This window comes from Pseudoalteromonas arabiensis, assembly GCF_001550155.1.
GTDB lineage: Bacteria > Pseudomonadota > Gammaproteobacteria > Enterobacterales > Alteromonadaceae > Pseudoalteromonas > Pseudoalteromonas arabiensis.
This window is the reverse complement of sequence record NZ_LRUF01000026.1, coordinates 135405-142409: the sequence shown is the minus strand read 5'-3', so window position 1 is coordinate 142409 and position 7005 is coordinate 135405. Positions and strand designations below refer to the sequence as shown.

5 protein-coding genes and 3 tRNA genes are annotated in these 7005 nt (G+C 40.6%); 3 read left to right on the top strand and 5 right to left on the bottom strand.

Annotated elements, in window-relative coordinates:
• Positions 1 to 2: 2 nt before the first annotated feature.
• The 3 genes from PAARA_RS17835 to PAARA_RS17825 all read right to left on the bottom strand — a co-directional run bounded on the left by PAARA_RS17835 (position 3) and on the right by PAARA_RS17825 (position 417).
• Positions 3 to 78 (bottom strand) — tRNA-Phe (locus PAARA_RS17835).
• Positions 79 to 194: 116 nt separating this feature from the next.
• Positions 195 to 270 (bottom strand) — tRNA-Thr (locus PAARA_RS17830).
• Between the two features lie 71 nt (positions 271 to 341).
• Positions 342 to 417: transfer RNA gene (locus PAARA_RS17825), tRNA-Phe, on the bottom strand.
• Between the two features lie 476 nt (positions 418 to 893).
• Here PAARA_RS17825 and PAARA_RS17820 point away from each other — a divergent pair.
• Positions 894 to 3662 (top strand): ATP-binding protein, encoded by a 2769-nt coding sequence (locus PAARA_RS17820; protein WP_062570344.1) that lies wholly within the window; start codon positions 894 to 896, stop codon positions 3660 to 3662.
• Between the two features lie 33 nt (positions 3663 to 3695).
• Here the strand turns inward: PAARA_RS17820 and PAARA_RS17815 are convergent, their stop codons facing one another.
• Both PAARA_RS17815 and mutY read right to left on the bottom strand, forming a co-directional pair.
• The gene (locus tag PAARA_RS17815; RefSeq protein WP_062570343.1) at positions 3696 to 3968 is read right to left on the bottom strand and encodes an oxidative damage protection protein; all 273 of its coding nucleotides are present in this window, start codon (positions 3966 to 3968) and stop codon (positions 3696 to 3698) included.
• 15 nt (positions 3969 to 3983) lie between these two features.
• Positions 3984 to 5060, bottom strand: a complete 1077-nt coding sequence (gene mutY, locus PAARA_RS17810; RefSeq protein WP_420806962.1) for an A/G-specific adenine glycosylase — start codon at positions 5058 to 5060, stop codon at positions 3984 to 3986.
• Positions 5061 to 5208: 148 nt separating this feature from the next.
• Between mutY and trmB the strand changes: the two genes are divergently transcribed.
• Together trmB and PAARA_RS17800 are read left to right on the top strand one after the other, a co-directional pair.
• Positions 5209 to 5934 (top strand): tRNA (guanosine(46)-N7)-methyltransferase TrmB, encoded by a 726-nt coding sequence (gene trmB / locus PAARA_RS17805; protein WP_062570341.1) that lies wholly within the window; start codon positions 5209 to 5211, stop codon positions 5932 to 5934.
• An 18-nt stretch (positions 5935 to 5952) separates the two neighbouring features.
• Positions 5953 to 6981: a methyltransferase gene (locus PAARA_RS17800; RefSeq protein ID WP_062570340.1), complete on the top strand. Its 1029-nt coding sequence runs from the start codon at positions 5953 to 5955 to the stop codon at positions 6979 to 6981.
• Positions 6982 to 7005: the final 24 nt, after the last annotated feature.

Sequence of the window (7005 nt, the reverse complement as noted above, 5' to 3'; positions counted from 1 at the left end):
AATGGTGCCCAGAGGCGGAATCGAACCACCGACACGAGGATTTTCAATCCTCTGCTCTACCGACTGAGCTATCTGGGCAATATTCTATTTTTGTGCTGAACATCCGAAGAGGATTTTCAATGCAACTCCCAATGGCTCTACTAACTGAGCTATCTGGGCATAACAAAAAGCTAGAAGCTTGATGTTTAAATAAATGGTGCCGACTATCCGAGTTGAACGGATGACCTACTGATTACAAGTCAGTTGCTCTACCAACTGAGCTAAGTCGGCACACTAAATTTGTGTGCTTTGCACAATACTGATGTTCTCACTATTAGAGATAACACCAATATATCAAATAATGGTGCCCAGAGGCGGAATCGAACCACCGACACGAGGATTTTCAATCCTCTGCTCTACCGACTGAGCTATCTGGGCAATATTCGGTTTTTGTGCTGAACATCCAAAGAGGATTTTCAATGCAACTCCAAATTGCTCTACCGACTGAGCTATCTGGGCAATATTTAGTTTTATGCAGAATATCCACAAGGATTTTCAATGCAACTCCTAACAGCTCTACAACTGAGCTATCTGGGCACTAACTTTTAAACGCATTTTAAGCAACAAATCTAGTTGTCGCTGTCTGGGCGTGCGGCGTATTAAACGGGTTTTGCCCTCTCAAGTCAACTTTTTTTTAAGGATTCTGACTGTTTGAACAGTTTTCAATCAAGATTGCTATTTTTCGTACTTTTACGGTTACTTATGCAGCAAAAACTCCTATTCTGATAGTTTCCTCCAACGATTATTGCTTTGCTAAAGTAAAAACGTGGTGAATTTTTCTTCGTTGATGGTAGGATTATGTTAATCAATCAAGTAACTACTTCTTACTGCTGTAAAATTGTTGGATAAAAGCCATGTCGAGTAAATCTACATCTCCTGTAAAAGGGCTATTACCGTTATTCATTATAACGAATCTTGTTATTACACTTCTCGCAGTTGTAGCTTACTCTTTTTACCCAACAAAGAATTCTAAAACTCAAGTTACACACCCAAGCCTAAATGCTGCGCAAGTAGTCGAACAATTATCACCGCCCTTAGTAAGTGCACTCACAATGCCGGGCCAAGATAAGGTCAAAGAAGTACTGGATCTTAGCCTTTTACTCAATGCTGGGTTTGATTACTACTTATATAGGTACGAAGTGAATGGTGATGTGTCTTTGGTATTTGCAAACAATAAAGAAGAACTCATCGCTGTAACGAAAGTAAATCAGCAATTAGAACAAGCCAGTATAATTCACAAAGTGCTTGAATTTAACGACCAACCCGTTGGCGAGTTAATCGTAAAGCAGCATTCACAAGAACAGCCAATTGTTGAATCAGCTGTAATGTCATATGTATTAGCTGCTGTCGCTCTGATTGCACTTATTTTTCTGTCTGTATTATTAAATGTGTATATTAATAAACGTTTTATGAAAAGTAGTGAACTACTTAGCGATGAACTATTAGCTATTACAGAAAACCAAAATTACCACACTCATGTTACTGAAACTCTTGACTTTGGTTTAGATATTGTAGCTAAAAACATTAACCATTTACTTAGTAAAGTTCAGTCTGCAATTACTGAAAATAAAGCAGCACAACAAGACCTACAAAAACTACAAAGTAGCCTTGAAACTGAAGTACAAAACAGAACACTGGCACTTGAACAAGCAACATTAAAAGCAGAGCAAGCCAACGAAACTAAAACAACCTTCTTAGCAACAATGAGTCACGAAATAAGAACACCAATGAATGGGGTGATTGGGACTATTGATTTGCTGCGCCAAACAGAGCTCGATGGTGCACAACATAGACTCAGTACAATAATTCGTGATTCTGCCTTTTCATTGCTTGGCATTTTAGACGACATTCTCGACTTCTCTAAAATCGAAGCAGGAAAACTCAATATCGATAACATTCCTTTTTCGGTCTCAGATACTATCGAAGAAGTTGCCCGTGTGCTGTCTTCTGTCGCTAAAAAGCGTAACTTAGATCTAGAACTTGCCATAGCACCCGATATTCCGACTAACTTAATTGGCGATACAGTGCGCGTACGCCAAGTGCTTTATAACCTATGTAGTAATGCGATTAAATTTACAACCACAGACGATAACCGAAAAGGTCATGTAAAAATATCTGTCGAAGTCGCGCAAAACACAACCGATCATTACACCTTGCGTTTTAGCGTTTCCGACAACGGTAAAGGCATGACCCAGGCACAGCTTCGCGAAATATTTAACCCATTTATTCAAGCCGAAAGCTCTATTACACGCGAGTATGGAGGCACAGGTCTTGGGCTTTCGATCTGTAAGAGCCTTACCGAGTTGATGCTAGGTACGATTACTGTAAACAGTGATTTGGGGATCGGTAGTGAATTTATCGTTGAGCTGCCGTTTAGCACGCAAGGAAAAGTTAACTTTGCTCACAAACAGGTGATGAAAAACCAGCGAGTGGTTGTTGTAACCCAGCACGAAGGCAGACACAGCTTATTAACTCGTTATCTTTCATTTATGGGCGCAACGACAATCATTGCCAATAGCAATGAAAAAATAGAAGCTGAGCAAGATAAAAAAGACATAATTTGGATTCTCGATGGCATCGAAAGCATGGAGGATATTAACTACATACTGCGCCGTTTGCTTTACACCTTAGAAGACAACCATCAACAAGTGATTGTATTAAGTAAGCTAGATGAAGCCGCTGTTAATCATAAAAATATTTTTTATTTAAATGCAGCACCACTATGTAAGTCTAACTTTATGGTGTCGTTATTAGTTGCTGCTGGCCTTCATCAGCCAAAACAAATTTCCTCTGCAAAAACACTCAATAACTATTTGAGCGTGGATCAAGCCCGTGAAGAAAATAAATTAATTCTTTTGGTTGAAGACAATGTTCTTAATCAGCAAGTGCTGACAGATCAATTACATTTATTAGGTTATGGTGTCGAGTTAGCCGAAAACGGTGAGCAAGGATTAGAGATGTGGCGTGAAAACCACTACTCGATCATTTTGACCGACTTACACATGCCAAAAATGTCAGGCTATGACATGGTTGAAAAAATTCGCAGCGAAGCCTCTTTACTTCCTGACATCAATGCCCAACCCTACATTGTTGCTATTACCGCTAATGCACTCAAAGGGGAGAAAGAGCGATGTTTAAGTATTGGCATGAACGACTATATTACAAAACCTGTCGAACTCAACGTACTTGAGGCAACATTGCTAAAGTGGTCGCATAAAGTCGACCCTGAGCGAACACCTCTTGAAATAAAACAACCTGCCATGCCAATTGATATGAACATGCTTGGTAAATACATAAATAACGATGAAGCTAAAAAACTGCGTTTCTTTAAAATGTACCTTGAACAAAGTAATCAACTAACTAAAGAGGTAAATGCAGGGGTGATCGATCATGATTTAGAAACCATCATTTCGGCATGCCACCAATTAAAGTCAATTTCCAAAACAATTGGAGCAGTGAAAATTGCCGAACTGGCATCAGCATTTGAACAACGCTGTAAAGAAGAAGAGCTAACAAGTGACGATCTAATTGAGCTGCGCGACGAGTTCGAAATCGAGTACTCTAAAGTAGCACAGTTCTTAAAAGAACAAATCAAAAAAGCCGAACAAGAAAGTGAAAATTAAAAAGGGCCAATCGGCCCTTTTTAATTTCTGTGCTTATTTTTCAGGTGGACGATAACCTTCAATTTCAACGTCTTTACCTTCAAATAAAAAACCAACCATCTGCTCTTCTAAAAAAGTGCGATGTTCTGGGTCCATCATGTTTAGATGCTTTTCGTTGATCAGCATCGTTTGTTTGTGTTGCCATTGGCCCCACGCCTCTTTACTGATGTTGTTGAAAATCTTTTCACCAAGCTCACCTGGATATAGTTGGAAGCCTAAGCCTTCAGCTTCTTTTTGTAACTTTTGACAAAATACTGTACGTGCCATAATTGCTCTCTACTCTTATTGCGTGATGTTATTGTAATCTATTGTGCGTAATTGTTTAACCAGCTTTTTCGTAGGGGCTGCAAGGCCGACTTCAATAGACTCATCAAGCGGATACCAAACCAATTGACGCTCATTAATGAGATCTGGAATGCTTGGCAATGTTAAAACATGCGGATTAATGGTCAGCTCAAAATGCGAAAACACATGAGTAAACACTTCAAGTTCCTGTGTATTAGCCGTTAAACCATGCTGGACTAAAAATGTTTTTAGCTCGCTTAACTCACTAAACTCGAAAAAGCCAAATAAGCCTCCCCAAATTCCTGAATTAGGCCGTTTTTCCATAAGTACTTTATCACCACAAGCTAAAATAAGCTGATGACATGACTTTTTCGGTACCGCCTTTTTAGGCTTTGAATGCGGAAACTCTTTAACTTTACCTTCATTAAAAGCAAGGCACTTACTGTTTAAAGGACAAGGCTCACAGTCAAACTTGCTGCGTGAACACAGACTTGCCCCCAAATCCATCATTGCTTGGTTAAACTCAGTAACGGACTCTTTAGGCGTTAATTGTGATGATAGTGACCAAAGTTGGTTTTCAACTTTTTTAACCCCATACCAGCCTTCGATCATAAAAAAGCGCGCGAGTACACGTTTAACGTTACCGTCCAAAATTGGGTGATGCTGACCAAGCGATAACGATAAGATAGCCCCCGCAGTTGAACGACCGATGCCAGGCAAATCCATCACTTCTTCAAGCGTGGTTGGAAACTCACCTTGGTATTTATCACGGACTATTTTTGCCGTTTTATGTAAGTTACGTGCGCGAGCGTAGTAACCAAGGCCCGTCCAGTGATGCAGCACTTGATCTTCATCGGCATCGGCCAGCGCAATAATATCAGGAAAACTCTGCATGAACTTTTCAAAATACGGAATGACAGTGACGACCTGAGTTTGCTGAAGCATAACCTCAGAGATCCACACTTTATAAGGGGTTTTATTTAACTGCCATGGAAGAGTTTTACGGCCGTGAAGGTGATACCAGTCAACGACTTGGCTCGCGAACCAAGTTGACTCCTTATTGCTTAAATTCAAAATAACATCTTTACTTGCTGAAGCTCATTGCGGCTCAGTCTATTGCAGTTAGTTAGGCCAAGCAAGCTAAAAGCTTGTACTCAAGGCGCAGGTCAGGGATAATACGCAACCTTTTTCTATAGTCAGTGTTTTTATCAGGCCAAATTATATGAATGACTCAAGTAACCCAAACCTCGAGCAAGCAAAGCAAGAGGGTAAATATATCCGCACAATTCGTAGTTTCGTTAAGCGCGAAGGTCGCCTAACAAAAGGCCAAGCAGCCGCCATCGAAAAGTGTTGGCCAACAATGGGCCTTGAGCACAAAAATGGCATGCTCGACTTTAAAGATGTATTTGGTAACGATAACGACGTCGTACTAGAAATCGGCTTTGGTATGGGTAAGTCACTGGTTGAAATGGCTAAAAACGCTCCAGAGCTTAACTTCATAGGTATTGAAGTACACCGTCCAGGTGTTGGCGCTTGTTTAATGGATGCCGACGAAGCCGGAGTTACTAACTTACGCGTATTCGAGCACGATGCAGTTGAAGTATTAGCCGATTGTATTGCTGATGAAAGCTTAGCTAAGTTGCAGTTATTCTTCCCTGATCCATGGCACAAAAAACGTCACCACAAGCGTCGTATCGTACAGGCTGAATTTGCACAAAAATTACGTAGCAAATTAAAAATTGGTGGTGTTTTTCATATGGCTACTGACTGGGAAAACTATGCCGAGCACATGCTTGAAGTAATGCAGGTCGCTGAAGGTTACAAAAACCAATCAAACACGAATGATTATGTTCCTCGTCCAGATTCTCGTCCGTTGACGAAGTTTGAGCAACGCGGGCACCGTTTAGGCCACGGCGTATGGGATCTAATGTTTGAGCGCACTAAGTAATAATAAGGTAAAAGCAGCATGAGTAAGTTAACCAACCCAAGTTTATTATTGCTTCGAAATGAAGACGAGCTTGTTGGAAAGTCCATTTTAGTGGTTAACTTTGAGCAAGATGGCTTTTTACGCGAGCTTACAGCGCTAAACCCTGACGCAAAAATTACCGCGTTCAGTTATAACCACGCTAACGCTATGTATGCCAGCAAAATTGCCGGTGTACATGCTGTGGTTGATCACACCATTCCCAATGGTAACTATGATTTAGTTATCTACTACTATCCAAAAGCGAAGCCTGAAGCACTAATGTGCCTTGATAACATTCGTGCTGTATGTCACCAAGATGCCCAGTTGTTTGTGGTAGGTGAAAATAAAAGCGGCGTTAAATCAGCAGAAAAGCAATTAAAAGACTACTCTGGCTTTAGTAACAAAATCGACAGTGCCAAACACTGCATTTTGTATCTATTTTCTGAGCTTACGCTAAACAATAGCTTTGATATCAGCCGTTATCACAAACAATTCCAAGTCAAAATAAACGATCTAGAATTTACAGCTATTAGTGTGCCTGGGGTATTTAACCACGGTGCGCTTGATGTTGGTACGGCGGTACTTCTTAATAATGCACCTCGTATTAACAAGGGTAAAGTGCTCGACTTCGCGTGTGGTGCAGGTGTTATTGCTACTTACTTAGGACTCAAGCAGCCTGAACTTGAATTTGTGTGTAGCGATGTAAGTGCGCTGGCAACTTATGCCACTGAGCAAACGCTTGCGCTAAATAACCTCAAAGGTGAAGCTTTATTGAGTGATGGCCTTGAAAATATTAGGGGCAAATTTGATTTAATCATCAGCAACCCGCCATTCCACACAGGTATCGCCACAGATTACAGTATTGCTGAAGCGTTTTTAGCTAATGCTAAACACCACCTAACCAAGCAAGGTTCATTAACGATTGTTGCTAATAGCTTTTTAAAATACCCGCCCATCCTCGAGGCGCAGTTTGCTAGTTTCAACACAGATTTTAAGAATACCAAATTTGCCGTTTACTCTGCTAAATAGCAAAAACGCCTAATAGCCTATTCC

Coding starts and splice junctions, on each gene's coding strand:
- PAARA_RS17820 (WP_062570344.1), top strand. CDS start 894: ATGTCGAGTAAATCTACATCTCCTGTAAAAGGGCTATTACCGTTATTC.
- PAARA_RS17815 (WP_062570343.1), bottom strand. CDS start 3,968: ATGGCACGTACAGTATTTTGTCAAAAGTTACAAAAAGAAGCTGAAGGC.
- trmB (WP_062570341.1), top strand. CDS start 5,209: ATGAATGACTCAAGTAACCCAAACCTCGAGCAAGCAAAGCAAGAGGGT.
- PAARA_RS17800 (WP_062570340.1), top strand. CDS start 5,953: ATGAGTAAGTTAACCAACCCAAGTTTATTATTGCTTCGAAATGAAGAC.